The 24,617-nt window shown below is 59.1% G+C and carries 18 protein-coding genes and 1 pseudogene; 10 read left to right on the top strand and 9 right to left on the bottom strand.

Going from position 1 to position 24,617, the window contains the following annotated elements:
* Positions 1 to 111 precede the first annotated feature (111 nt).
* Positions 112 to 3,786 (bottom strand): methionine synthase, encoded by a 3,675-nt coding sequence (gene metH, locus ACVW0C_RS05550; RefSeq protein ID WP_457384581.1) that lies wholly within the window; start codon positions 3,784 to 3,786, stop codon positions 112 to 114.
* A 637-nt stretch (positions 3,787 to 4,423) separates the two neighbouring features.
* Between metH and rpoD the strand changes: the two genes are divergently transcribed.
* The 4 genes from rpoD (at position 4,424) to ACVW0C_RS05530 (ending at position 7,537) form a co-directional block, all read left to right on the top strand.
* Positions 4,424 to 5,635 carry an RNA polymerase sigma factor RpoD gene (gene rpoD, locus ACVW0C_RS05545; protein WP_414417736.1) on the top strand — a complete coding sequence of 404 codons (1,212 nt, stop codon included), beginning with the start codon at positions 4,424 to 4,426 and terminating at the stop codon, positions 5,633 to 5,635.
* A gap of 80 nt (positions 5,636 to 5,715) precedes the next feature.
* Complete coding sequence (locus tag ACVW0C_RS05540) at positions 5,716 to 5,994, top strand: hypothetical protein (RefSeq protein WP_457384580.1); 279 nt, start codon at positions 5,716 to 5,718, stop codon at positions 5,992 to 5,994.
* Positions 5,991 to 6,776, top strand: a complete 786-nt coding sequence (locus tag ACVW0C_RS05535) for an adenosylcobinamide-GDP ribazoletransferase (protein WP_238376764.1) — start codon at positions 5,991 to 5,993, stop codon at positions 6,774 to 6,776. Before ACVW0C_RS05540 ends, ACVW0C_RS05535 begins: the two co-directional genes overlap by 4 nt.
* A 302-nt stretch (positions 6,777 to 7,078) precedes the next feature.
* Positions 7,079 to 7,537, top strand: coding sequence for a molybdenum cofactor biosynthesis protein MoaE (locus tag ACVW0C_RS05530; protein WP_457384591.1), 459 nt, complete (start codon positions 7,079 to 7,081; stop codon positions 7,535 to 7,537).
* 6 nt (positions 7,538 to 7,543) lie between these two features.
* Here ACVW0C_RS05530 and ACVW0C_RS05525 read toward each other — a convergent pair whose 3' ends face one another.
* Both ACVW0C_RS05525 and ACVW0C_RS05520 read right to left on the bottom strand, forming a co-directional pair.
* Positions 7,544 to 8,476 (bottom strand): bifunctional riboflavin kinase/FAD synthetase, encoded by a 933-nt coding sequence (locus ACVW0C_RS05525; protein WP_414407538.1) that lies wholly within the window; start codon positions 8,474 to 8,476, stop codon positions 7,544 to 7,546.
* A gap of 33 nt (positions 8,477 to 8,509) precedes the next feature.
* Positions 8,510 to 8,995, bottom strand: coding sequence for a CGLD27 family protein (locus tag ACVW0C_RS05520; RefSeq protein ID WP_414390435.1), 486 nt, complete (start codon positions 8,993 to 8,995; stop codon positions 8,510 to 8,512).
* Positions 8,996 to 9,179: 184 nt separating this feature from the next.
* Between ACVW0C_RS05520 and ACVW0C_RS05515 the strand changes: the two genes are divergently transcribed.
* Together ACVW0C_RS05515 and ACVW0C_RS05510 are read left to right on the top strand one after the other, a co-directional pair.
* Positions 9,180 to 10,196, top strand: coding sequence for an FHA domain-containing protein (locus ACVW0C_RS05515; RefSeq protein ID WP_457384579.1), 1,017 nt, complete (start codon positions 9,180 to 9,182; stop codon positions 10,194 to 10,196).
* A gap of 441 nt (positions 10,197 to 10,637) precedes the next feature.
* A complete protein-coding gene (locus ACVW0C_RS05510; protein WP_457384578.1) occupies positions 10,638 to 11,033 on the top strand; it encodes an AtzH-like domain-containing protein in 396 nt (131 codons plus the stop codon).
* Here the strand turns inward: ACVW0C_RS05510 and ACVW0C_RS05505 are convergent.
* Positions 10,985 to 12,097, bottom strand: coding sequence for an ATP-dependent 6-phosphofructokinase (locus ACVW0C_RS05505; protein ID WP_414344504.1), 1,113 nt, complete (start codon positions 12,095 to 12,097; stop codon positions 10,985 to 10,987). The genes ACVW0C_RS05510 and ACVW0C_RS05505 overlap by 49 nt on opposite strands.
* A gap of 487 nt (positions 12,098 to 12,584) precedes the next feature.
* Here ACVW0C_RS05505 and ACVW0C_RS05500 point away from each other — a divergent pair, with 487 nt between their 5' ends.
* Positions 12,585 to 12,944 carry a pentapeptide repeat-containing protein gene (locus tag ACVW0C_RS05500; protein ID WP_414344503.1) on the top strand — a complete coding sequence of 120 codons (360 nt, stop codon included), beginning with the start codon at positions 12,585 to 12,587 and terminating at the stop codon, positions 12,942 to 12,944.
* 29 nt (positions 12,945 to 12,973) lie between these two features.
* On the opposite strand, the gene coaD is transcribed toward ACVW0C_RS05500, so the two are convergent.
* The 4 genes from coaD to bchB form a co-directional block, all read right to left on the bottom strand.
* The gene (gene coaD, locus ACVW0C_RS05495; RefSeq protein ID WP_011433776.1) at positions 12,974 to 13,453 is read right to left on the bottom strand and encodes a pantetheine-phosphate adenylyltransferase; all 480 of its coding nucleotides are present in this window, start codon (positions 13,451 to 13,453) and stop codon (positions 12,974 to 12,976) included.
* A gap of 20 nt (positions 13,454 to 13,473) precedes the next feature.
* Entirely contained in the window at positions 13,474 to 13,809 is a 336-nt protein-coding gene (cutA, locus tag ACVW0C_RS05490) for a divalent-cation tolerance protein CutA (protein WP_457384577.1), read from the bottom strand.
* Positions 13,810 to 13,870: 61 nt separating this feature from the next.
* Positions 13,871 to 14,875, bottom strand: a complete 1,005-nt coding sequence (galE, locus tag ACVW0C_RS05485) for a UDP-glucose 4-epimerase GalE (RefSeq protein WP_457384590.1) — start codon at positions 14,873 to 14,875, stop codon at positions 13,871 to 13,873.
* Between the two features lie 56 nt (positions 14,876 to 14,931).
* Entirely contained in the window at positions 14,932 to 16,464 is a 1,533-nt protein-coding gene (bchB, locus tag ACVW0C_RS05480) for a ferredoxin:protochlorophyllide reductase (ATP-dependent) subunit B (protein ID WP_457384576.1), read from the bottom strand.
* A 708-nt stretch (positions 16,465 to 17,172) separates the two neighbouring features.
* Between bchB and ACVW0C_RS05475 the strand changes: the two are divergent.
* Positions 17,173 to 17,418, top strand: a pseudogene (locus ACVW0C_RS05475) (Mo-dependent nitrogenase C-terminal domain-containing protein); the annotation flags it as partial.
* Between the two features lie 80 nt (positions 17,419 to 17,498).
* Here the strand turns inward: ACVW0C_RS05475 and ACVW0C_RS05470 are convergent.
* Entirely contained in the window at positions 17,499 to 22,355 is a 4,857-nt protein-coding gene (locus tag ACVW0C_RS05470; RefSeq protein WP_457384575.1) for a translocation/assembly module TamB domain-containing protein, read from the bottom strand.
* 296 nt (positions 22,356 to 22,651) lie between these two features.
* Here ACVW0C_RS05470 and ACVW0C_RS05465 point away from each other — a divergent pair, with 296 nt between their 5' ends.
* Together ACVW0C_RS05465 and ACVW0C_RS05460 are read left to right on the top strand one after the other, a co-directional pair.
* The gene (locus ACVW0C_RS05465) at positions 22,652 to 23,065 is read left to right on the top strand and encodes an STAS domain-containing protein (RefSeq protein ID WP_414417132.1); all 414 of its coding nucleotides are present in this window, start codon (positions 22,652 to 22,654) and stop codon (positions 23,063 to 23,065) included.
* Positions 23,066 to 23,077: 12 nt separating this feature from the next.
* A complete protein-coding gene (locus ACVW0C_RS05460) occupies positions 23,078 to 23,833 on the top strand; it encodes a precorrin-2 C(20)-methyltransferase (protein WP_457384574.1) in 756 nt (251 codons plus the stop codon).
* Positions 23,834 to 24,617 lie beyond the last annotated feature (784 nt).

Genomic DNA, 24,617 nt, shown 5'->3' with positions numbered 1-24,617 from the left:
GTTTTGTGCAAGTACTCCCATCATACACCATGTGGGGGTATCTGTATCCCGACACTGACTCTACGAGTACAGTGCGGGGCTTAGCTACCCCCACACCCCGACAAGCTAAGCCTAAGTGTTGAAGTAGCGGGCTGCCGGATGGTAAGCAACGATGGCGGTGGTGGACTGTTCCGGATCCAATTGATCGCTTTCGTCCATGGTGAGGCCAATGCGCTCGGCCTGGAGCACCTGCAGCAGAACCCGTTGGTCGGCGATGTTGGGGCAGGCGGGATAGCCGAAGCTGTAGCGGGATCCCCGATAGCCCTGGTGCAGGATCTTGCGGATGTCGGGGCTATCTTCGTGGCCGAACCCCAGCTCCCGCCGGATGCGGGCATGGCACCATTCCGCCAGGGCTTCCGCCAGGGTCACAGCCAGGCCGTGGAAATACAGGTAGTCGGTGTACTGGCCTTCGGCAAACAGGCGCTGGGCATAGGCGGTGGCTTCTGCCCCTACCGTGACCGCCTGCATGGGGAAAACATCCACCAATCCTGTGGAGCGAGCGGCGAAGAAGTCGGCGATACAGTAGCGGTGGCCGGTTTTTTGGCGGGGGAAGGTGAAGCGGGCCAATTCCCGCACCCCTGGAGAGAGTTGCGGGCGCTCCACCGTGGGCAGTTGGAAATAGGTGGTGGAGCCTGGCTCCAGGGAAAACAGCTCGGGGAAGCTGGCCGGGTCGAAGAGGATCAAAGTGTTCCCCTCTGCCTGGGCCGGGAAATAGCCGTAGACAATCTGGGGGTGCAGCAGATCTTCTGCCAGGATCCGCTCTTTCCAGCGCTCGATCACCGGATCCACCTGGGTGGCGATAAACTCGGCAAACTCCTCTGCCGACTGGTCGCGGGGCTTGCGAATCTGCCACTGGCCGGCTACCAGGGCTTGCTTGTCGATGTAGAAGAAGACCTCTGGCCAGGGGATCTGATCCGAGGCGAGAAGTTTGGATCCCCAGAAGGGCGGGATGGGTCGCTCGGTCTCCAGGGCAACGGCTTCAGAGCGGCGGGTGTCTTGGGACTCGGAGAGGGTGAGGGCGGGAGCAGCTCCCACGGTGGTCTCCGCAGGGGGCAGGCTGGGATCCGTTTCCTCTGGAACCCAAGAAGCCTCTTTCTGGCCATTGGCAGAGGGGGATCCCTGCTCCAAGTCATCCAGAAAACCCAGCCGGTCGTCCCAGCGTCCGGCAGCTTTGGCTTGCATCAGCCGATCCATAAAGTGGAGATCGACGAAGGCGTCGCGGCCATAGATCACCTGGCCTTTGTAGGTCTGGCGGCAGTCTTCTTCCACAAAGCGGCGGGTAAGGGCCGCCCCTCCTAGGATGACCGGCACGGTGATGCCCCGCTCGTTAAACACCTCCAAGTTCTCCTTCATAAAGGCGGTGGATTTTACCAACAGGCCGCTCATGGCAATGCAGTCGGCCTTGCTCTTTTCATAGGCTTCGATGATGTTCTCCACCGGCTGCTTGATGCCCAGGTTGATGACTTTGTAGCCGTTGTTGGTGAGGATGATGTCCACCAAGTTTTTGCCAATATCGTGGACATCCCCCTTGACGGTGGCAATCAAAAGAGTGCCTTTGCACACTTCCCCTCCCACCTTTTCCATGAAGGGCTCCAGGTATTTCACCGCCGCTTTCATGGTTTCTGCCGACTGCAGCACAAAGGGCAGTTGCATTTTGCCAGCGCCGAAGAGCTCCCCCACCTCCTTCATGCCGTCCAGCAAAAAGGTGTTGATGATCTCCAGGGGAGGATAGTTCTGCAGTGCCTCCGCCAGGGTCTCCTCCAGGCCAATCCGCTCGCCGTCGATGATGTGCCGCCGCAGGCGCTCCTCCAGGGGTAAATCTGCAAAAGATCCGCCAGAGCGCAGTTCCTTCCCGGAAACGCCCGCAAACAGCTCCGTCAGCCGCGCCAGGGGATCGTAGGTGCAAATGCCCGAGGACTCCGTCCCGCTAACGCGAACGGCGTTAAACTGCCGCCGATCCCAGATCAAATCCCGACACACCTGCTGCTGCTCTGCGGGGATCTTGTTCAGGGGCAGGATCTTGGCGGCGCTGACGATGGCGGCATCCAGGCCGGCCTCGCGGCACTCGTGCAAAAACACCGAGTTCAACACCACGCGGGCTGCCGGCGAGAGCCCAAAGGAGATGTTGGAAATGCCCAAGAGAATGTGGGTCTCCGGGAAAGCCTGGCGGATGCGGCGGATGGCCTCCAGGGTGGCTGCTCCGTTGGCCCGGTCTTCCTCGATGCCGGTGGAAATGGGCAAAGCCAGGGGGTCAAAGAAAATCTCGTAGGGCGGGATCCCGTACTCAACCGCCTGGCGATAGGCCCGCTCGGCAATCTGGAACTTCTTGTCGGCGGTGCGGGCCATGCCCTCTTCGTCGATGGTGCCGATGACCACCCCGGCGCCGTAGGTTTTGGCCAGCTCCAGCACCTTTAGGAAACGTTCTTCCCCATCCTCGTAGTTGGTGGAGTTGAGCAGACATTTGCCTCCCGCCACCTTGAGGCCCGCCTCCATCTTTTGCCAATCGGTGGAGTCCAGCATCAGGGGGATTTGGATTTGGGTGACCAGCCGCGAGACCAGCTCCCGCATATCCCGCACGCCATCCCGGCCCACGTAGTCCACATTCACGTCCAGGATGTGGGCTCCCTCCCGCACCTGCTCCCGCGCTAGGGCCACCAGGCCGTCCCAGTCTTCGGCATTAAGCAGCTCCCGCATCTTTTTGGAGCCGCTGGCATTCAGCCGCTCGCCGATGATCAAAAAAGAGTTCTCCTGCAGGTAGGGCTGAGGGGCATAAATCGAGGCAGCAGCCTGGATCCGTTCGATGCTACGACGTTTGGGCCGCAACCCCTGCACGGCTTCCACCAAGGCGGCAATGTGCTCGGGACGGGTGCCGCAACACCCTCCCACCACCGCTACCCCCAGATCCCGCACAAGATGCTCCAGGTGGAAGCGCAACTGCTCCGGGGTGAGCTTGTAGTGGGCTTTGCCGCCGATGTTTTCCGGCAGGCCAGCGTTGGGGATGCAGGAGATGGGGAAAGGAGAATGGCGGGACAGATAGCGGATGTGTTCGACCATCTTGTCTGGGCCAGTGGCACAGTTGAGGCCCAGCACATCGATGGGATAGGGCTCCAGGATGGCCAAAGCCGCCCCGATCTCCGTGCCCACCAGCATTGTCCCCTGCACCTCAAAGGTCAGGGACACCACCACCGGCAGGCGGATCCCGCGTCGGGCAAACTCCTGCTGCACGGCCACCAGGGCCGCCTTGGTCTGCAAAATGTCCTGGCAGGTCTCGATGATCAGCAGATCCGCCCCACCGTCAACTAGCCCCTGCACCTGCTCCTCGTAGGCAGCCCGCATCTCATCAAAGCTGATGTGCCCCAGGGTGGGCAGCTTGGTGGTGGGGCCAATGGAGCCGGCCACAAAACGGGGCTTTTCCGGCGTCGCAAACTCGGCTGCTACCCGCTTGGCCAGTCGCGCCGCCGCCACGTTCAGCTCGTAGGCTTTTTCCGGGATCCCATATTCGGCCAAAACAATGGAGGTAGCCCCAAAGGTATTGGTCTCGATGACGTCTGCCCCCACCTCCAGAAAGCCCCGGTGCACCTGTTCCACCGCCTCCGGCTTGGTCAGCACCAGCATCTCGTTGCAGCCCTCCAGTTCCGGCCCACCAAAATCCGCTGCGGTCAGGTTCTGGGCTTGCAGGGAGGATCCCATCGCCCCATCAAAGACAATCACACGTTCCTGGAGATGCTGCAGGAAGGGATGGGTCATAGAAGTCAAAGTCAGGCAGGGTGTCATCGACCTAGAGTCTGATTTAAGTTAGCATCGAGCCATTTGCTCGGACTAGGCCGAGGGGCCAGGGATCCCATCTTGGCCATTGTTGAGGTGAATTTAACATTTTCTTTGCCTGCCCCGTTGCTGTTTCCCCCAGGTCGGGCTAATTTAGGGAAGACGTTTTGGTGTGAACGGCTACAGTTGCTCGCAAGTGTTCCTCCCAGGGTCACTTGCCGCCTGCTGTAGAGCGATCTTCTCCTCGCGGGTTGGAGTGGTTGAGGTGCTGAATGTTCCGCCCCCCCAGTGAAGTGCCTCGCACCCCGTCGCAGGATTGGCGAAGAGAAAGATCCACCTCTCGCCATCTTGAGAGGTTCCGCCCACCAAGATGACGGGTCTTGCGCCAGTTCAGTTGAGCCCCATGAGCGATATCTGCTTCCAGATTGACCCGAGCAATCGGTTATCCAGAAGCGGGCAGGCTTGCCTAGGGCAACTCAGGCTTTGGCTTGCGGATATCGGCTCCCTCACTCTGGCGTTGTGGGATGCAGCAGGGCTGCAACTTGCTCCTCTCCCTTTGGCGTCTAAGCTCCCTTAGTCACCTTTAGTTGTCTGTGATTAGGATCACGAGGAACTCAGCATGGCTCAAGCAAAGGAATTGGTGAAATCTGGTCAAACAGCTCTTCTCGAATCGGATCTGGAAAATCCACCTTCTGGCACCCTGGAGTTGGACACGGAGACAGATACCCTCGAGAGCGAACTGGATACCGGTGACACTGATGCTTTTGATGAGGATGACGACGACGAAGAGGCAGCAGAGGAGGATGGAGAGACTGCCGCCGCCGGTGCCAAAGGTCGCTCAAAGCGCAAAGCTGCCAGTAAGAAAAAGCCCTACACCGATGACTCTATCCGGGTCTACTTACAGGAAATTGGGCGTATTCGGCTGCTGCGGGCCGATGAAGAAATCGAGCTGGCCCGAAAAATTGCCGATCTGCTGGAGCTAGAGCGCGCTCGCGAGGCCGTTTTTCAGCGTATGGGCCTCTGGTCAGACCCAGAAGAGGTGCCGGACACCCTCTGGGCAGAAGAGGTCAAGATGTCCTTGCCGGAATTTCGGCGGCGGTTGCATCGGGGGCGGCGGGCCAAAGAAAAGATGGTGCAGTCTAATCTGCGTTTGGTGGTGTCCATCGCCAAAAAGTACATGAACCGGGGCCTGTCTTTTCAGGATTTGATTCAGGAGGGATCCCTGGGCCTGATTCGGGCAGCCGAGAAATTCGACCACGAGAAGGGCTACAAGTTCTCTACCTATGCGACGTGGTGGATTCGACAGGCCATCACCCGCGCCATTGCCGACCAATCCCGCACCATTCGCCTGCCTGTCCACCTCTACGAGACGATCTCCCGCATCAAAAAGGTAACCAAGTTGCTTTCCCAGGAATTGGGCCGCAAGCCCACCGAAGAGGAGATCGCCACCCGCATGGAGATCACCATCGAGAAGTTGCGCTTTATCGCCAAGTCGGCCCAGCTTCCCATCTCTTTGGAAACCCCCATCGGCAAGGAAGAGGATTCTCGGCTGGGAGACTTTATCGAGTCGGATGGGGAGACGCCGGAGGATCGGGTGGCCAAAGTCTTGCTCAGAGAAGATCTGGAAAGCGTTTTGGAAACCCTCACCGCCCGCGAACGGGATGTGTTGAAGTTGCGCTACGGCTTGGATGATGGCCGCATGAAAACTCTGGAGGAAATCGGCCAGATCTTTAATGTCACCCGTGAGCGAATCCGGCAGATCGAGGCTAAGGCTCTGCGCAAGTTGCGCCACCCCAACCGCAACAGCGTGTTGAAGGAATACATCCGCTAACTCTGCGGTCTGTTCCAGCTTCGATAGAGAGCCGGGGCAAGGGATCCAAGAGAGTTCCCGGCCCCCTAAGGCAGACTGAGTTGGAACTGCCAACCCGCGCGATGGAGGATCTTCTGCATGAACTCGAACCAGACTCCGCGGATCCCAGTCTTTCTGAAAAAGCAGCCCTCTTTCTGGTGTTGGCCGCGGTGGGCGCCATCGGAGCTTTGGTGGCCAAGCTCACCATTGTCAAGCTCACCATTGTGGTGGGGCGCACCGTTCGCAAGGATTCCTATTTTCTCTCCCAGAGGGCTGGATTGGCGGATCCCTTTACACAGACTCAAGGACTGAGCGATTGCGGCGCTTCTGGGCAGCCTTGACTTTCTACACGGCCCTGCCTCTGGGGTGGGTCGGAGACTTGCCGTTTGAGGGCATTGCCGCCTGGCTGCCAGGGGTAGGTGTGTTGCTGGGCGGGATCCTCTCCCTGGCTGGGATCCTGCTGCAGATTTTCCCCAATCCGGTGCGGGCCGCTTTGCTCTTGGCCCTGTGGGTTCTCTTGACCGGTGGACTGCACCTGGACGGGGTGGCCGATACTGCCGATGGCTTGGCGATCAATGTCCACAAGAATCCTTACAAAGGGGATCCGGAACGGTCAACTGAGGATGGGCAAAAATCTGACTTGCAGGGATCCCGTCGCCGTCTGCAGGTGATGAGCGATAGCCACACCGGGGCCTATGGGGTACTGGCCTTGGTGCTGCTGCTGCTGCTGAAATTTGCTGCCCTGAGCAGCGTTCGAGCTTGGCCCCTCTTGCTGCTGGTGCCCGCCTGGGGGCGTTGGGGCCAGTTGCTCGCCATTGCCCTGTACCCCTATCTGCGAGAGCAGGGATCCGCCCGCTTCCTCAAGGACTCCACCTCCTTGCCGGGATCCCTGTGGCCGGGCACTCTGCTTGTGCTGGCCATCACCGGGGGGTTGGGCTGGGCTGGGATCTTGGCTTGGCCCCCTTTGCTGCTCTGGACGCTGGGATCCGCCCTGGGGGCTTGGGCCGTGGGCTACTGGATCTACCGCCAGTTGGGAGGGCACACGGGGGACACCTACGGGGCTACGGTGGAATGGTCAGAAGCGATAGCATTGCTGTGGGGATCCCTTATTGGGCCATCATGAATCTGATACATTTACGCTGAACACTGCTGAACATCACTGTTCAACTATGCAGCGATAGCATTCTGTTTGTTTCCATTCGCGTTAGCGGGACGGAGTCCAAACAGAATGGCGGTATCCCGCAAAGCTTTGAGTAGAATACCCAAAGCGCAGTTTCCGTGTCGTCTTACTACCAATTTTCTGCTTTGCTTTGGCTACCATGTTGGCAGACTCGAAAGTAAACAGAAAGATCAACTGGTAGTAATCCGTACTGAACATATTATACATTATTTTCAGTATAGTTGAGCTTATTATTGACTAGAGTCATGCTCCTGACCGTCCTGAAGACTTCCTTCCAGATTACCCTGGCTCCCCTATCCATCGACCGTGTCCACCAAGAGGCCTCCCAGCCGGGCAATGGAGCTGTGGTGGTGATGAGCGGCACTGTTCGAGACAACACCAATGGCCGCCCTGTCGATTACCTGGAATACCAAGCCTACGAGCCCATGGCTCTGAAGGTCTTCGCCGATATTGCCCGACAAATTCAGCAGCGCTGGCCAGATGCCAACAGTGTGGTCATCCACCACCGCATCGGCAAGCTGCGCATTGGCGAGATCAGCGTCTTGGTGGCGGTGGGCACCCCTCATCGGGCCGAAGGGTTTGCTGCCTGCCAATTTGCCATCGACACCCTCAAGCACAACGCCCCCATCTGGAAAAAAGAATACTGGCGAGATGGCACCAGCGCCTGGGTGAGCCTTGGCGCTTGCGAGCTCTCTTCGGCATAGATCCCCCTACACCATACCCACTTGCTCAGCCAAACCCAATTGCTGGCGGGCTGTTTGGCAATCTTGCTGAATTTGCTGAATCAAATCTGCCACCGTGGGAAATCTCCGCTCTGGGCGGATAAAGCCCCGTAGCGCCACCCGCACCTCTTGCCCGTAGAGATCTCCTGTCCAATCCAATAGATGCACCTCGACGGTGTGCTGTAAACCGGCAAACGTGGGCCGATGGCCAATGTTCATCACCCCAGGTAGAGCTGCCGCAGCAGCAGGCACATCCACCCAAACGCTGTACACCCCATCGCGGGGCAAAAACTTCTCCGGAGGCAAGCGGAGGTTGGCGGTGGGAAAGCCCAGTTGTCGGCCCCGCTGATCCCCTTGCACCACCTCTCCCGTTAGCCGGTAAGGACGACCCAAGAGCGCTTCGGCGGTGGACACCTCCCCAGTCGCCAAGGCAGCTCGAATGCGAGAGCTGCTCACCCGTTCCCCGTTCAGTTTCGCCTCCGGGATCACCTCCACCGGAATGCAGCGCTCGGATCCCCAAGCCTGGAGCGTTTGGGCGTTGCCGGAGCGACGGTGACCAAAGCAAAAATCCCAACCGACGCTGAGATGGCGAACGCGCAGGCCCTGTTCAAGTACCGTTCGGATAAACTCTTGGGGGGGCTGGCAGGCAAATGCAGGGGTGAAGGGGAGCAGTACCACCTGCTCAAAGCCCATTTGCGCCAACAGATCCAGCTTTTCGGCAGGGGGAGTGAGCAACAGCTGAGGCCGCCTCGTCAAGACTTCCTGGGGATGGGGATGAAAGGTGAGGACAGTACGTACCCCCTGAAGAGAATCTCGAATCGGCTGCAGCACCTTCTGATGGCCCAGATGCAAGCCATCGAAGTTCCCGATGGCCACAGCGGTGGGTCGCAAGGTTTGAGCCAGATCAGAAGTGATGTGCACTGTCCGGGATCCTAAAAACAGCCAACCAACTGCCTACCCCAGAGGCCACAGCAGGGCCACCAACCCACTCAAGCCCACCACGCCCCACAAGCTCCGTCGCAGGCGCTGCAACACAGGATCAATCTGATACCTGACAATCAGCCGATGCTGAGCCAGCTCCTCTTCTGACTTGGCATACATCGCCCCATCGTACCAGCCACTTTCTTCATAGGGAATCTGGGCTTGTACCAAGCGCCGCCGCACATAAGCCCATCCCAAGTAGAGATGGAGCAACACCAGGCCGAGCAAGACATTGGCCCCCAGCACCGACCCAGAGACAAAGTGGCCCCAATCTCCGGCAAAGCTGCTCCAAACCAGCGGGGAAACCGCCAGCACAACAGCTCCCCAAACCCCAAAGATTCGTTTTAAGTAAGGGATCCACCCCAAAGCAGGCCAGGAAAAAGGAAAGGCTTCCCTCAGCTCTGCATATTGCCGGAGCGGCTGTTGCTCAGCGGGAATGGGATGGAAGGGATCCAGCATAGACCTTAACGTATCTACACAAAATGATATCGGTCGGGTTGGCCCCCCGCCAAGCCCATCCTCAGACCTCCATCTCTCGACGAAGACAGCCTAGAAATCCAGCCCAGGCATCTTCCCGATCAACCGAAGGGGAGCGGGGTATCGTATTTATTGAAGTGTGGTCGCGTCTACAACTTATCCCATCATGAGCGTCACGAGCGAATCTGCCGCCACCGCCGCGCCCTACGTGATCTTAAAAGAGCCGGATGGCAGCCAGAGGAAACACATTCTCTCGGGAGCGACCGCTTGGACCCTAGGCCGCGATGAAGACAACGCCATCGTCTTGAGCGATCCCAGCGTTTCGCGCCAACATGCCCTGCTGCAATACCTCGACAACAACAGCATCTATCTCATCGATCTGGGCAGCCGCAACGGCTCGTTTGTCAACAATCGCCGCGTCAGCATTCCCACCCTGCTGCAGGATGGGGATCACCTCACCCTTGGACAATCCCAGCTCGAGTTCCACAGCGGATCCCTGGCCAGCTCGGAACCCAGCCCTGCGGCCAAACCTTCGGACACCCTGGTTTTACAAACCCGCTGGCTGATCTCGGTGGCGGTGGTGGATGTGCGAGGTTACGGACAACTGACTCAACAACTGGACGAGCGCCTGCTTTCCCAGGTGATGGGCGATTGGTTCCGGCGGGGTGGGGATATCATTCAGCAGTACGGGGGCACTGTCGATAAATACATTGGCGATGCGATTATGGCCGTTTGGTTCCATGTGCCCCAAGCCAACACTGCTTCTCTGGGCACGGAAGTGCCGGGAATTCACCTCGATGTGAAGTCGGTTTTGCAGGCCATAGCGAAGCTGTTTCAAATGACCGAGCAGCTGAACGGTGAGTTTCCGCTGCCTTCTCCCATTCGTCTGGGGGCAGGGGTCAACACAGGCTCGGCAATCGTGCGCCAGGTGGGCAACAACACCCGCCAAGAATATACGGCTCTGGGAGATACGGTGAATTTGGCCTTTCGCATCGAGAGCGCTACCCGCACCCTCAACGCCGACTTGGCGGTCAGCCAGGACACCTACACCTGCTTGGCCAAACAACTGGGGCAGGCAGCCGCCTGCTTCTCCCATCAGGCCGTAGAGCTGAAGGGGTACGCCCACCGCCATCAGGTGTACTACTGCGATGTGCGGTCTTTGCAAGCCGTTCTCAGCCCCTAGATCCTAGAGATGTCTTGCCGCACGATGGGATCCCGCTGTTCTTCCAGAACCTCCTGCTGCTCCTGGAGCCGATAGGATCCCATTTCGATTGCACGAGAGCCCGGCCCATGAGTGTGGTGAATCGCCCCGAGGTGGTGGCAGAGCTAACCGAACTGATACATTCACGCTGAACTCTCCTGAACATGGTTCAGGAAAGAAGCGATCGCATCCTGCCTATCTCTGTTCGCGTCAGCGGGACGGAGTCCAAACAGGAAGGCGGTATCCCGCAAAGCCCTGAGGAATACCCCCCGAGCGCTTTCCCCCTTCACTTCCCGGCAACCGTTGCGGTGGACTCAAGGATCAGGGGGAAACTTGGTCTACTATATCCCTCTCAATGACTTTTGCCAAACCGCCTAAAGCTCAGTAAATTCAGCAAAGTTCAGGGTTTTGGGGGTTAGAGGCATGCTCTACCATCAGTACGAAGCTGCCCTGACGAGCAATGATGTGCCCACCCTGAACCGCCTGTTTTGGGATGGCCCCCCGGTGGTGCGCTTTGGTGTGGGGGAAAATCTCTACGGGGGAGACGAGATCAAGGCTTTTCGCCAACGGCGTCCTCCCACGAATTTGGCCCGCGAGATGCTGCGTTTGCAGGTAGTCACCTTTGGGGCGGATTGCGGCTCGGTCACCTTAGAGTTTCGCCGTCCGGTGAACGGGATCCCTCGCTTGGGCCGCCAAAGCCAGATGGGGTACAGGTTCCCCGATATCGGCTGGAAGATTGTCTCTGCCCACGTGTCGTTTTTGCCGGAAGATCAGGGGGAAATGCTGCGCAAAAGCTGCGGATCCACCTCGCCCACATAGGTATTCAAGCCAATGGCTGTGGCGATCAAAGCCCCATCCACCTCCACCCGCCGATACTGGGAGATGGCCTCTGCCAGGGGCACATCCACCACCCGCCGATTTTGCCAGGCCACCATGCGGTCGTATTTGCCTTGGGCGATCAAGTCCACAGCAGCCACCCCAAAGGCTGCTCCCAGCAGGCGATCCAGAGGAGAAGGCGTACCTCCCCGCTGCAGGTGGCCCAAAACCATAACCCGGGTTTCGATGCCGGTGCGCAGGGCGATCTCATTGCCGATGTAATGGCCAATGCCGCCGTAGAGAGACTGCCCCAGGCTGTTGGTGTAGGTCACCGGCTCCCCCGACTCGGTGCGAACTGCCTCCGCCACCACCACGATGCTGAAGTTATTGCCCCGCTCTTTGCGGTCGCGGATTCTTTTGCAGACATTCTCCAGCTTGTAGGGAATTTCCGGGATCAAAATCACATGCGCCCCCCCGGCAATGCCGGCGCTGATGGCAATGTGACCGGCATCCCGCCCCATCACCTCCATGACCATGACTCGGCTGTGGCTGATGGCCGTGTAGGTGAGCTGATCTAGGGCTTCCACAGCCACGCTCAAAGCCGTGTTGAACCCCACCGAATACTCGGTGGCACCGACATCGTTGTCGATGGTCTTGGGGATCCCGACAAAGTTCCAATCCCCCTGCAGGGCCAGTTGCCGGAGAATGGCCAAGCTGCCATCACCCCCCACCCCGATCAGCGCATCCAACCCAAGCCGGTGGTAGCCGGTGATCACCTCTGCCGAGCGATCCACCAAGCTGCCATCGGGCATAGGGTAGGCGAAGGGGTTGCCTTTGTTCACGGTGCCCAAGATGGTGCCGCCGTAGCGCAAAATGCCGGAAACCCGCTTCACATCCAGCAGCTCCGCCTCCACCGGTCGAGCCATGAGCCCTGCCGTCGCATCTTTGATGCCATAAACTTCCATATCGTAGTCGCGGGCCCGCCGCACCACCGCTCGAATCACGGCGTTGAGGCCGCCACAATCGCCGCCACTGGTGAGGATCCCGATTCGCTTACGTTTGGGCATAGAGCTCTAGTTAAAGAAAGGTGAACATCCTGAACAGAGATAAGGGTCTATATCGCTTGCAGAGAATTCCTACTCAATCGCAAACTACGGATGTGATCCAGTCGATCATTATCCCAATTATCTTGGTTCAATCAGATCTGGAGAAACACCTTCTGGTTGGGGGAGTGCTGAAAAAGAAGAAATTGAGGGATCCATACAGCCCAGCAAGATCAGGTCAGCTTGCGTTCCCGGTGGGGTTTGGGGTTGGCGATCAAGCCCAGCCGTTAAGTATTCTTCACAAAAAGAATTAAGAAACATTGCCGCACAAGCTGCCGATTAGGAAAGACTTCTATATCTCTGAGGATAGATCTTTCCAAAAAAACTTGGGGGCAACAATCCACTCAAAAACTGAAATCATTTGTTAAGCAGGGATGATCAAAACCCGGCCAACCCGATGATAGGGATGAGGATAGAGATAAGGCATCCAGTCTGATTTGGGAGCAGTACCATGACTCAAACCATTGCCCAGTGTGCTCTACAAGGGGCCTCAGAGTTGCTCAGCCGCTACCAGCGGGGAGAGCGCCATTTTCCCCAGTCCTGCTTGGAGTATGCCTTTTTGAGGGGGGTCGATCTGCGAGGGGCCAATCTCGAGGGATCCGATTTGCATGGGGCTAACCTGCGCTACGCCAACCTGCGGGGCAGCAATCTGGCGAAGGCTGATCTGCGCTGTGCCGACCTGCGCTATGCCGACCTTGAGGGAGCCTGCTTGGAAGGGGCCAATTTGAGGGGATCCCTCTACAATCACAGCACCTGCTTCCCGGTGGGGTTTGATCCGGTGACGGCAGGGATGCAGCCCTTTGAATTTTGATTGGGGAAGGAGAGGGGATCCCTGAGCCCTCAGGCCAAGGGAAAGCGCTCCCGCAAATCTCGAATCACCGGAGCGGGCACCAGATGATCGATGGGGCCGCCCAACTTGGCGACCTCCTTCACCAGGCTGCTGCTGACAAAACTGTGCTCGCTGGCGGTGGCAAGGAACAAGGTTTCCAGTTCGGGAGCCAGCAGCTTGTTGGTGTGGGCCATTTGCAGCTCCACATCGAAGTCCGACAAAACTCGCAAGCCGCGCACGATCACCTTTGCCCCCCGTTGGCGGGCATAGGCCACCGTCAGACCTGAAAACGTATCAACTTCAACATTTTTGAGATGGGCTGTGGACAGGCTAATCTGGGCCTGCCGCTGCTCGGGGCTGAACAGAGGGGTTTTGTTGGGGTTTTTCAAGACGGCGACAATCACCTTAGAAAAGAGACGACTGGCTCGCTCGATAACATCGAGATGCCCAAGGGTAATCGGGTCGAAGCTGCCGGGGTAGAGGGCGATCATGGCCAACTGTGCACTATTCCCTAGCCTACCTGGTCGCGGGCCCACGCCAAATAGGTTGTGCTCACCAAGTTGGCCGTCAGGGCCAGGATCTCGGGCTCAGCGTAGGGGTGCAGCTCTCGCAGCCGTTGTTCCAGGCGGGGGTAGGCAGTTGCGGGCAATTTGAGCAGGATGAGGAACTCGGCATCGGTCTGCAGGGATCCCTGCCAGCGATAGTAGGACGTGATCCCGGGCAAGACCTGGGCACAGGCCACATAACGTTCGGCCACCAGGGTATGGGCCAAGCGATGGGCCTCGGTTTCGGATCCCACTGTGGTCATGACAACCGCGAGGGTATCGGGTGTGGTCTTATCGTCCATGCGGGGCAGTGGTTAACCAAGCGGTTCCTCCCTATCCTATCGCCCGCCAAGTTGGACGCTCCTAGCTCAACGGGGGCCTAGATTTGCCGAAATAGGGCCGCTTCTGGTGCCAGCGCCAGGCAGTTTGAATGATCTCGGCCAGGTCGGTGTAGAGAGGTTTCCAGTTGAGATCCCGAAAGATGGCACCGGCATCGCCCACCAAGCGCGGGGGATCCCCAGGGCGGCGCGCTCCCATTTGCACCGGGATCCGCTTTCCGGTCACGGCTGCTGCGGTGGCAATGACCTCTTTGACGGAAAAGCCTTGGCCATTGCCCAGGTTGTAGGCTGGTTGTATGGGCCGGCCAGAGGCCAGCGCTTCTATTGCCAACACGTGGGCTTGCGCCAGGTCGGTGACATGGATGTAGTCTCGGATACAGGTGCCATCGGGGGTATCGTAGTCCTCTCCAAAAACCGTGATGTGAGGACGTTGGCCGCCGGCGGCCTCCAACACCAAGGGGATCAGGTGGGTTTCCGGGTCGTGGGCCTCCCCAATTTCACCATCGGGATCGGCTCCGGCGGCATTGAAGTAGCGCAGGCTAATGGATCGGATCCCGTGGGCAACCTGGAAATCTTGCAAGATCTGCTCCACCATCAGCTTGCTCTGGCCGTAGGGGTTGATGGGACGTTGCGGATGACTTTCGGGAATGGGAATCCGCTCTGGCACCCCGTAAGTGGCACAGGTGCTGGAGAACACTATGTAAGGGATCCCGTGATCCCGCATGGCCTCCAACAAACTCAGGGATCCGGCCACATTGTTGCGGTAGTATTTGCCGGGATCCTTCACCGACTCGCCCACATAGGCATAGGCAGCAAAGTGAATCACCCCTTCCGGGCGATAGTGCTGGATGACTTGATCAAGCCGCTGGCGGTCGGCGAGATCCCCAATCTCCAACGGCCCCCAGCGAACTGCCCAGGGGTGCCCGTAAACCAAGTTGTCGTAAGTGATGGGCAGATGACCAGAGGCCGCCAGAGCTTTGCAGGTGTGGCTGCCGATGTAGCCCGCCCCGCCGGTAACCAGGAGACGCATAGGCAAACGTCAGATGGAAGATCCCACCCAGGGTAAAGGTTGTCAACGGGATCCCTTCAAGCTCCAAAAGCTTCTTTGGCGGCGTACATGACCTCCACACTGATCTCGGTCAAGCCTCGTTCGCGGGCAAATTTTTCGGTGTTGCGTTTAACCTTGCCGCGCACAAAGCCGGGCACCTTGTTCAGCTCCGCCTGGGCTTCCCGCGTCCAGATGAGGTCGGAATCGGCGCTCAGGCTCTTGTGAATCACCTCCTTGGTGTCGTGGCCACCGAAGATCTCCAACAGGTGATCTTCCATGCCCAGGGTAAAGGAGTTGTAGATCAAGTCCACAATTTGGTTGGCGCCCTCGTAGCCCAAAAAGGGCCGGTAGCCGATAGGGAAATCCTGCACGTGGATGGGGGCCGAGATGACCCCACAAGGGATCCGCAGCCGTTTGCCCACATGCCGCTCCATCTGGGTGCCGAAAATCGCAGCAGGTTCCGCCTGGGCAATCGCATCCGCCACGCGGGTGTGATCCTCCGTCATCAAGATCTGATCGCAATACCCTCCCACCTCTGCCTGGAACCACTCCCCATCGTAGGTGCAATAGCTGCCCGCCCACACCACGTGGATCCCCATCTCGCGGGCCAGGATTTTGGTGATGGCCGCCGCGTGGGTGGAATCCCCGAAGACCACCGCTTTTTTGCCGGTTAGGTTTTGGCAGTCGATGGAGCGGGAAAACCAGGCCGCTTGGGAAATGTGCAGGGTTTGCTCCTGGATGTAGGCTTCATAATCGACAGGGATCCCTTGCTCATTCAGGATCTTCTGGATCTGGCGGATGAAGCGGGCCGTTTCCACCACCCCCATCGGGGTGATCTCGATGGAAGGCGTGCCAAACTCCTCCTGCAAGTAGCGAGCTGTCATCAGCCCCAGCTCCCGATAGGGCACCACATTAAACCAGGCCCGCCCCAGGTGTTTGAGATCGTGGACACTGGCCCCTTGCGGGATCACCAGGTTGAGCTGGATCCCCAGATCTCGCAGCAGCGCCTTCAGCTCCCGCAGATCGTGGGCATTGTGAAACCCCAGGCTGGAAATGCCAAGGATGTTACAGGAAGGACGCTCCGTCTTTTGGGGCGAGTCGTTCAGCTCCCCCTGTTTGCGAGCTTTGGTGATGTAGAACTCCACAATCTGGTGCAGGGTGCGATCTGCTGCCTGCAATTCGTTAACCCGGTAGTGGTTGACATCTGCCAGCATTACGTCGCAGCGACTGGCCAACTGGGCCTGCCGGACAAAGTGATGCAGATCTTCCTGCAAAATGCTGGAAGTGCAGGTGGGGGTGACCACGATCAAATCCGGGTGCTCCTCCCCGTCTTTGCGGACGATGTTGCGAATCACCTTTTCGTCGGATCCCCGCGCCAACACCTGCCGGTCAACGACGCTGGTGGTTACCGGAGTAAAATCCCGCTCTCGCTCCAACATGGAACGCATCACGTTGAAATAGTCGTCTCCCAGAGGAGCGTGCATGATGCTGTGAACGTTTTTGAAGGAGCTGGCCACCCGCAGCGTGCCGATATGGGCAGGGCCAGCGTACATCCAATAGGCCAATTTCATGGGCAGCCTCTCAAGAAAGCCAGAGACAAAATCAAGGATCCCAACCCACCGCCGGATGTGCACCCGCTGGGAATCTCTCCTGGCATTGTAGAACGCTCAGCAGCCGGCATCCCTTGGCTGTTATCCTCCGTAACTCCCAACCGAGACGCTCCCAAGCCAAACTCGATCAAAAGAAAAACAACCCTGCCAAGGCAAGTGTGATTACGGGGATCCCTCTACTCTGCCCAAAGGGCTTGTTCCATCCTAGAAATAGGGGCGATGGATACCCATCTGGCTCCAGAGCCCAAGCTGAGGAACCTCAGGGATCCTGACAGGGAATCGGCTGGTGGACAAGAGCAGAGGAGTTTTTGTATTTTTCGTTACATGTTAACTTTTGGAGACAAAACATGTAGCTCTACAACGTTGAGCAGAGATTCTTGTTTACAGAAGCAAGCTTTCCGTTGGAGAAGGCAGACTAACAGAGGGAAGAGAGATGGCTAATGTTTCCCTGAATACAAGCTCGACACAGAGAATTGTCGATGGCTAGTAATTTTGCGCGCCGTAACCGACCAAAGGCTGCTGCTTCTTCAAAGGTTGAGGTGAAAGCTTATGGGTTCCACAACGATTTCTTGGCAACGTGCTCGCAAAGCTCCTCAGGAGCTGCCTGGTTCCATGACTTCTGTGCTTTTCAAGTCCACGGGTCGCCTGCGCGACTGGTTGCAGGCTCCGTTGCGTCCCATTCAATCGGCTATGGATAACTTTAGCATCCGCGATCCACGCTTGGCCCACTTCCTTTGCCGGTGGATCCCGGCCCGCTGTCCCTTCGAGCGAGATGTGGTGTTGTTTGGCCACAAGGTGATGCATATTCCGCCCATGTGTAAGCTCAACCCCCTCTACGACCAGGTGGCAGGGCTGCGCTTCCGGGCCTTGTCGTTTTTGGCGGAGCGAGGAGAAGACATTAGCCGTTACCTGTAAGGCAGCTTTTTCCACTAAATCTTTTTTCAAGGGATCCCTGGCCATCCAAAGCCTGCTGCCAAACTCCGGAGCGGATCCCATTAGAAGCGGGTCTCAAACTCGATGGAAATGACATTGTTGCCCTCGAGGTCGGTGCTGGCGCGGGTGAGGGTTTGCTCGTTGAGGCGGTAGCGGGCGCTGTAGCGGGTGGGCTGAAAGGGATCCGTTAGGTTGCGCTGCAGCGAGATGGAAGTGGCTGGCCCCAGATCTCGGGCCACCTCCAGCGCTAGCCCTATCGAGGAGCGGTTGGCAGCGCGGGTATCGACCTGGGGGACGGGGCTAATGCGCACCTCGTCTAGGCCCAGGGTGTCCCGCAGCGTGTCCAGCACATCGTTGAGCAAGGCAGTTCCGGCCAGGCCGGCCACTCCCGCTTCGGGGTTGAGGCGGGCCAGAGCTGTGCCTCCCAGGAGGGCGACGATCTCTTCGGGGGAGCGGCTGGGGCTGCTGGAAAGGGCCAGAACCCCGTTGCGGGGATCCGCCTCAGCCAGCTGGCTGGCCCGCCCGTTGACCGTGGCGAAAATCTCGATGCTCTGCTGGGATCCCGGCAGGTTGCGGTTGGTGTCGAAGGGGGAGAGCTCTTGGGGAAAGCGATAGACCTCGATGGCCTGGGTCATCAAGCGCAGGTTCAGGAAGGGATCGAAGGGGTTGTCTAGGTCAAAAGTGGCGGTATTGGAGCGGGAGCGATCCAGGCGAAAGTTGGCAAGGGGCAGGTTGATGCGGCCTCGCTCTAGGGCAATGGTGCCCGCTGGGCGCAGATCCTGGGGAGTGCCAAACAGGCGCAAGGTGCCGGCAGCATTGAATTCAAACAGATTGGGACGCTGCACGCGGATCCCTGGCCCCAAGACCAGCTCCAGTCCGTTGAGCCGCGGCTGCCAGAAGGGATCCGGCGAAGTCGAGCCGGCGGCAGCTGTTGCGGCCTCAGGTTCTGCCCGGCGGGGGCTGACATCCACGATCCCTTGAGAAACCTCCAGCCGCCCCTCGAGCAAAGGTTGCAGAAGCAGCCCTCTGACAGCCACCTCGCCGTCCAGATGGCCAGTGTAGAGGCTGGGCAGGTTGAGCTGGATCCCTTGGAGTTGCAGAGTTAAGGGTGGCGAGGTTTCGTCCATCTGCAGGGCACCGCGAGAGTTGACGGGCAAAAAGCCTTCAGCCAAAAGGGATCCACCCCCCAACTGTCCCCGCAGCTCCTGGACTTGCAGCTGATTGAGGTTAAAGGCGATCTGGCCTGTGAGGTCGGTAATGGGCTCCGGCAGGGCTGCCAGCTTGAGGATCCCCGAGTTGACGCTCAAGTTCCCCTGCAGGCTGGGCTCTCGCAAGGTGCCGCGGATGGCCAGCTCCAGTTGGCTTTGGCCGCCTTCCCAGCGCACTTGGTCGGTGAGGAGATTGATCAAGCGCAGGCCGCCGTTCTCAGCCTGTAAGCTCAGGTCGATCTGATCCTCTTTGGCTTGAACTAAGGACTCCGTCCCGCTGTCGCGATCGGCGAAGGGCAAGGTGTAGGGCACCAAGCCGGCAATGCGGATTGGCTCGTCGCCGTTGGCGAGAAGAGTGCTCTTCAAGCGCAGTTGTCCTTGTTGGTAGTCAAATTGTCCTCCCACCTCCCGCAGGGGCACTTGGTTGATCTGGGCGTTGACCACTGTCAGGGATCCGCGGGCATGGGGATCCCGCAGGTTGCCGGCCAGCTCCACGTCCAGGTTGAGATCCCCCTGCAGCTCCAGCTCCTCTGGCAGGAAGCGGTCCAGCAAAGCCAGAGGCAATCCTTGGATTTGCAAGGATCCCGACTGTTCCTCTAGGCCCAGCTTGCCCACAAAAAGGGCTTGACGTTCGCCACTGCGCAACCGCAGCGGCTCCAACACCACTGCATCTCCAGCCAGGCTGCCCCTGGCAGTAAGGCTTTCGATGCCAAACTCCTCTGCCTGCCAATTCTGGCCCTCAAGGTAAAAGCTGACGCTAGGCCGGTTGAGGCTGCCGACCAGGCTAACGCTGGCTTGGAATTCCCCTCGCAGACTTGTGGGCGGCGGGAAAGTGCTCCGCACCGCTGATGCGAACAGCGGATCCATGCGGCTGGCCAGAGTCTCCAGGTGGGCGGCCAGGATCTGGGCATAGTACTCCAGCTGCTCCAGGAGAGGATGGTTGGGCAAACCAACCGGGTCGGTCTTTAACGCCGAGGCAGGGCCCAAGGGGGGCCGCCGGAAGCCGCGAGTGGTGATGTCTTGCCACTGCCGCCACTTAAAGGCAGAGACGATGTCTTCCAGGCGGCCCTGGCGGGTGCTGATCTCTAGGTTAATTTGAGGAACGGAAACCTCTGGAGTAGACTCCAAACCGCCCTGGAGGGGATCCGCCGGCAGCTCCAGGGTGCCGCTAGCGGTGTAGGTGCTCTCAAACAAATCCAGTTGAGCTTGGGCGATCTCTAGGCGAGGAGAACCATTACCAGCGTGGTAGTCGAAATCCACCGAAAAGCCCCGTACTTCGATCCCTCCCAACTGCAGATCCGCCACCGCAGCCCGTCCTTGGGCGGCGCCGCTTGCCAGGTCAACTGCCACCTCCCCCTCGAGGGTTCCCTGCAGACTGGCCCACGGCCCGGCAGCCACCCCCCCCAGCAAAGCCAGAGGCAACTGGTTCACTGCCACCTGGAGCTCCTCTTGCCGGCGTTGGCCGCGAATTTCCGCCTCGCCCCGCTGCACCTGAAACTGCAAAGGCTGAAACTGGGGATCCAACTGCAGCGCCAGTCGATCCCGCTTCCCCCGCAGATCCACTTCCGTCCCCTGAACAGACCCCTGAAAGGGCCCGGCCAAGTCTTCAAAGGCCACATCTCCCACCTGCAAGCCCCGCAACTGCGCCTTGCCAGTCACCTGCAAGGTGTCCAGAGGTCCGCGGATCTGGCCGGATCCCTGCAGCACTCCTTTCACCAGCGGCGGCAGGCCGGGCACTTCTGCCAAGGAAACCCCATCCACAGCCAAGGCCAAATCCAGGGATCCCACCTGCAGCGTCTGGGGATCCAAGGGGATCTGCCCTTCGACCCTGGCCAGGCGAGTGCCACCTGCCAACACCTCCGCCTCCTGGATATGCAGTCCGGATCCCTCCCAAGTCACCTGGCCGCGGATGCCCTCAACCCACTGCCGTCCCCTCGCTCCCAAAGGCTGCAACAAAGCCAGCGACCCTTGCGCCCGCAACGCCCCCAGGAAGCCCACTTCTGCTGCCGCCGCCCTGTCCAGCTGCGCCGTCAGCTCGCCAGAGAGGGATCCCGGCCATTGGGGGTTGAAAAAGGCCAGCGGCACCTCCTGAGGAGCCAACTGCGTCTGGAGCTGTCCCCCCGCCCACCGCCCCGCCACCGCCACCCGGCCTCCGCCCACGTCCAGCACCGCCTGCGGCACCTGCACCACCCAGTCCCGACCCTCCGGCAAAACCTGCAGCTGCCCTCTTCCGGCAATCTCTCCCCCAAGACTTTCCCAGCTGGCCTCCGCCCGCGGTTGGGATCCCGTCAGCGCCACCTGCACTTGAGCGGAAACCGGCCCCACCCAAGGAAGAGCGCCCCGGCGGGGCAGGTTGAGGCCGTAAAGGGCCAGCACCTGCTCCACGTCGGCTCCGCTGACTTGAAGATCGAACTGGCCTGCCAAGCCGGCAGCCCATTGCAGCTGGCCGGAGCCTTGGATGCGACCCCCTGCAGTCTTGAGGTCAATTGCTTCCAAGGCCAAGGTTTGATCCGCAAAGTGGAAGCCAAAGGCATACTCCGACACCGGCAGGCGATCCACCCGCCCCGGCGAAAGCCCCCGCAACTGTCCCCGAATCTGTGGCCGATCCAAGGGGCCGGTGACCGCTACGGATCCCCCTACCACCCCCTCCACCGCCACCGGCAGGCCAAAGGCAAACGTCTCTTGGATCTGCTGCAGGCGGGCCGGCGCTACTTCCGCCTGCAAACCAAACCCCTGTCCTTGCTCCCAGACCACCGGGCCTTTTAGCTCGGCAAAGGAAAGCTGACCAAAGCGACCGCTCACCCCCTCCAGCTCCAACCCCTGCAAGGTAAAGCGAACGGAGCCCTTCACCTCTTCAAAAGGATGGGGCAACCTCTCCAGATCCAGCCGAGCCTGTTGAACCTGGGCCTGCCCCGTCAACTCCAGCGGTTGATCCCGCCGCCAGAGCACCTGGAGATCCAAGCCAGTTTCCCCCTGCACCTCCGCAAAAGGGGCCGCCGGCACCACACTGGGCAAGAGATCCAAAGGCAGACGAGCCGCAGAAAGCGTCACCGAACCGGAAGCCTGGGCAAAATCCGCCACCCCCCTGAGCTGCAGGGGGTACCCCCCCTCCCCCTCCCGAGGGAGCAACCGTGCCATCGCCTGGAAACTGGCCCGCCCCCCGAAAAGATCCTCCTCTCCTGGCGGGGCATTGTGAGTCAGCCACACCTGCACCTGGCCCTGCAGCCGATCAAACTGGCGTCGCTCCCCCACCAAAGGGATGGCCGTCAGGGATCCCTGGCGCAAACGGATGTTCAGCCCATGCAAGGTCAGGGATCCCTCCCCTTCGGGCAGTTGAAACTGCACATCCGCCCAGCCGCGATCCAGCGTTTCCATCAGCAGCAGTTGCGGCTGGTTTAGGGTAACATTCAGCACCCACTGACCCGTCTGCAGCCAAGTCCAGAAATCAGGGCTGAGGTCGATGGAGCCGATACTGGCCAGATGTTCAACGCGGCTTTCTCCCAAGCTCACCTGCCAGGGGGCCAGAAACCTCACCTCCCCCAATTCCACGCGCCGGCGCATCGCTTGCGAGAGGGTTGCTTCCACCTGCGGCAGCACGTGATCTTGAAGGTAGATCCCTGTTCCCCAGGCGGCACCAAAGGCGGCAGCCGTCAAGCCCAAACCCACCCCAGCTAGAGTGATGGGGGAAAGGTTGAATCGTTGCTGCTGCATCTTTGGATCTTGGTGATCCTCTCCCAACCGCCTACCCCTTAAAAACCTGACAGGCTCCCAAAAGCCATTCGTGCACTGCGGGCCGACCTTGCCGGCACAGTTGCCCCCATCCTACCCAAGGACTCCTGGCTTGCCACGAGGGAACAGAAAGAAGAGATCCCTGCTCCCAGGCGTAATTCCCCCGAAGACCCCGCGGAAAAATACCGTCTCGCGAAGAGAACGGGGATGCTAAGCTATCTCCACACCCGAGATTGAACCCACCCTGGGGCCTCTCTCAGGTGTTCCCTTCTGTCGAGATGGTTGAAAGGAGAAGAGCCATTCCGGAACCCCTATCTCTGACGGTCAGCTTGCGCGGCAGCCGCGAGGCGCTGGAAAACTGCCAGGTCTTTCACCTGACTGGCCTTCTGGATGCCTTTTCCGAGCCGGTCTTTGTTAAGGTGGTCACCAAATACCTGGAAGAGGGATCCCCTAACCTGATCCTGGATTTGACAGGGATCGACTTCATCGACAGCTCTGGCGTCGGCGCCCTGGTGCAATTGGCCAAGCTGGTGCAGAGCCGCGCAGGTATCTTTCAGGTGGTGAGCAATCCCCGCATCACCCAAACGGTGAAGCTGGTGCGCCTGGAGAAGTTCCTGTCTTTGCGCAACTCCTTGCAGGAAGCCTTGGATCGCCTGAAGGAAGGAAGTACGGGCAGTACAGAGACCGCCTGATACGTAATAAGTATGGGTCTGGGAACCTTTTGGGGGATCAGTGCTGGAGCAGGGGATCCCGACTGGATCACGGTCAAAGCAGCCCGCATCCTCAGCACGGTCAACTGGGTGGCCTGTCCCCAAAATGCCGCCGGCCAGCCGGGCCTGGCCTATCAGATTGTGCGCCCTTGGCTGCGACCGGAACAAACCCTCTTGCCGCTTCGCCTGCCCTTTGTCACCCAGCCGGAAGTCCTGCAAGCTGCCTGGCGAGTGGCTGCCCAGCAACTAGCCCCACTCCTAGAAAGGGGAGAAGATGTCGCCTTCATCTGTGAGGGAGACGTGGGCCTCTACAGCACCTTCGCCTACGTGGCCCAAGCTTTGCGGGAGCGGATCGCCAACTTGCCCATCCAGGCCATACCGGGGGTGTGCTCTCCCTTAGCCGCTGCTGCTGCCCTGGGATCCCCCTTGGTGCTCGGCTCCGAGAAATTGGCGATTTTACCGGCTCTGTTTGCCCTCTCGGAACTGGAGCAGGCTTGTGCCTGGGCTGAGGTAGTCGTCCTCATGAAAGTGGCCTCTGTCTACCCTCAGGTTTGGCAGTGGCTGGCCGAAAGAGGTTGGCTGCAACAAGCCAGCTTGGTGGTCTGGGCCGGCTGGCCCCAGCAAACCCTCTTCCCCACCCTGGAAGGACTGGCCGACTACCGGCCCCCCTACTTTTCCCTCTTGATCCTGCGTTCTCGGCCCCGAAATCAAGATTCTCTTAACCTGGAAAACGAGCTACAGCTGGAATGAGTTTTCTAGGATAGGGAATGAGTTCCTTCCGGCGATTCAGCCCGAAGCAGGGGTTGGTCGTTGTTTTTTTGCGTTTATTTCTGTTTAGCTCAAGGCTCGCGCCGAGCCAGCTTGTTTCCCCAAAAAATCAGGTGTCCTGTGACGGAAAGAGGCTGAGGAATCCGAATCCAGAATGCTGGGATCCCTCATTGACCTGAACCAAAAAGAGATGAAAAGACCAAGTTAAAGGAATGATCCAGCCTGTTAAGAATGGTTGCCGCCCTTGGTGGAGAGATCGGCTATAGGTTAGATTATGAATGTAGTGATTCAGGCGAGGAGGATAACATCTCATCCCCATCTCAAATGCGAGGCACCGCTTCTCGATTGAATCAAATCCAAAATTCAAGTCCAAAATTCTCTGTCGGTCAACGCTTTGATCCAAGCTTCCGATCCGTTGCTTCGGCAGACTCTCCTGAGAAGTGGTTGTCTCGCTCAGCAGAGCACCTGGTACCTACGACAGGTTTTCCTCAAAGCAGAACAAGGGAGTTAGGCAGATAGCAGTTGGGCTTGCTGCACAAGCCACTGGGAAAGTGAGAGAGCGCTCTAGGTGTTCCTCAAATAATCCTCAAATAAAAGTGGTTTTGCCAGATCAACAAGCTCAGCCGGCTATTTTGAGTCTCCATTCATGAGCGAGTCAGGGTGGGAAAATCGGTGATCAGGTTCAGGTGCTCTCAACCTGCAAGCTCTGCGAGTCGGAACCAGCGCTCAGTGGGACAAGGACTGCGGGCTTTAGCAATTCGAGGTT

Source organism: Thermostichus sp. OS-CIW-26, assembly GCF_054058395.1.
Note: the sequence above shows the minus strand (reverse complement) of the source record. Positions and strands in the feature narration are given on the sequence as shown.

Coding starts and splice junctions, on each gene's coding strand:
- metH (WP_457384581.1), bottom strand. CDS start 3,786: ATGACCCATCCCTTCCTGCAGCATCTCCAGGAACGTGTGATTGTCTTT.
- rpoD (WP_414417736.1), top strand. CDS start 4,424: ATGGCTCAAGCAAAGGAATTGGTGAAATCTGGTCAAACAGCTCTTCTC.
- ACVW0C_RS05530 (WP_457384591.1), top strand. CDS start 7,079: ATGCTCCTGACCGTCCTGAAGACTTCCTTCCAGATTACCCTGGCTCCC.
- ACVW0C_RS05520 (WP_414390435.1), bottom strand. CDS start 8,995: ATGCTGGATCCCTTCCATCCCATTCCCGCTGAGCAACAGCCGCTCCGG.
- ACVW0C_RS05515 (WP_457384579.1), top strand. CDS start 9,180: ATGAGCGTCACGAGCGAATCTGCCGCCACCGCCGCGCCCTACGTGATC.
- ACVW0C_RS05510 (WP_457384578.1), top strand. CDS start 10,638: ATGCTCTACCATCAGTACGAAGCTGCCCTGACGAGCAATGATGTGCCC.
- ACVW0C_RS05505 (WP_414344504.1), bottom strand. CDS start 12,097: ATGCCCAAACGTAAGCGAATCGGGATCCTCACCAGTGGCGGCGATTGT.
- ACVW0C_RS05500 (WP_414344503.1), top strand. CDS start 12,585: ATGACTCAAACCATTGCCCAGTGTGCTCTACAAGGGGCCTCAGAGTTG.
- coaD (WP_011433776.1), bottom strand. CDS start 13,453: ATGATCGCCCTCTACCCCGGCAGCTTCGACCCGATTACCCTTGGGCAT.
- cutA (WP_457384577.1), bottom strand. CDS start 13,809: ATGGACGATAAGACCACACCCGATACCCTCGCGGTTGTCATGACCACA.
- galE (WP_457384590.1), bottom strand. CDS start 14,875: ATGCGTCTCCTGGTTACCGGCGGGGCGGGCTACATCGGCAGCCACACC.
- bchB (WP_457384576.1), bottom strand. CDS start 16,464: ATGAAATTGGCCTATTGGATGTACGCTGGCCCTGCCCATATCGGCACG.
- ACVW0C_RS05470 (WP_457384575.1), bottom strand. CDS start 22,355: ATGCAGCAGCAACGATTCAACCTTTCCCCCATCACTCTAGCTGGGGTG.
- ACVW0C_RS05465 (WP_414417132.1), top strand. CDS start 22,652: ATGGTTGAAAGGAGAAGAGCCATTCCGGAACCCCTATCTCTGACGGTC.
- ACVW0C_RS05460 (WP_457384574.1), top strand. CDS start 23,078: ATGGGTCTGGGAACCTTTTGGGGGATCAGTGCTGGAGCAGGGGATCCC.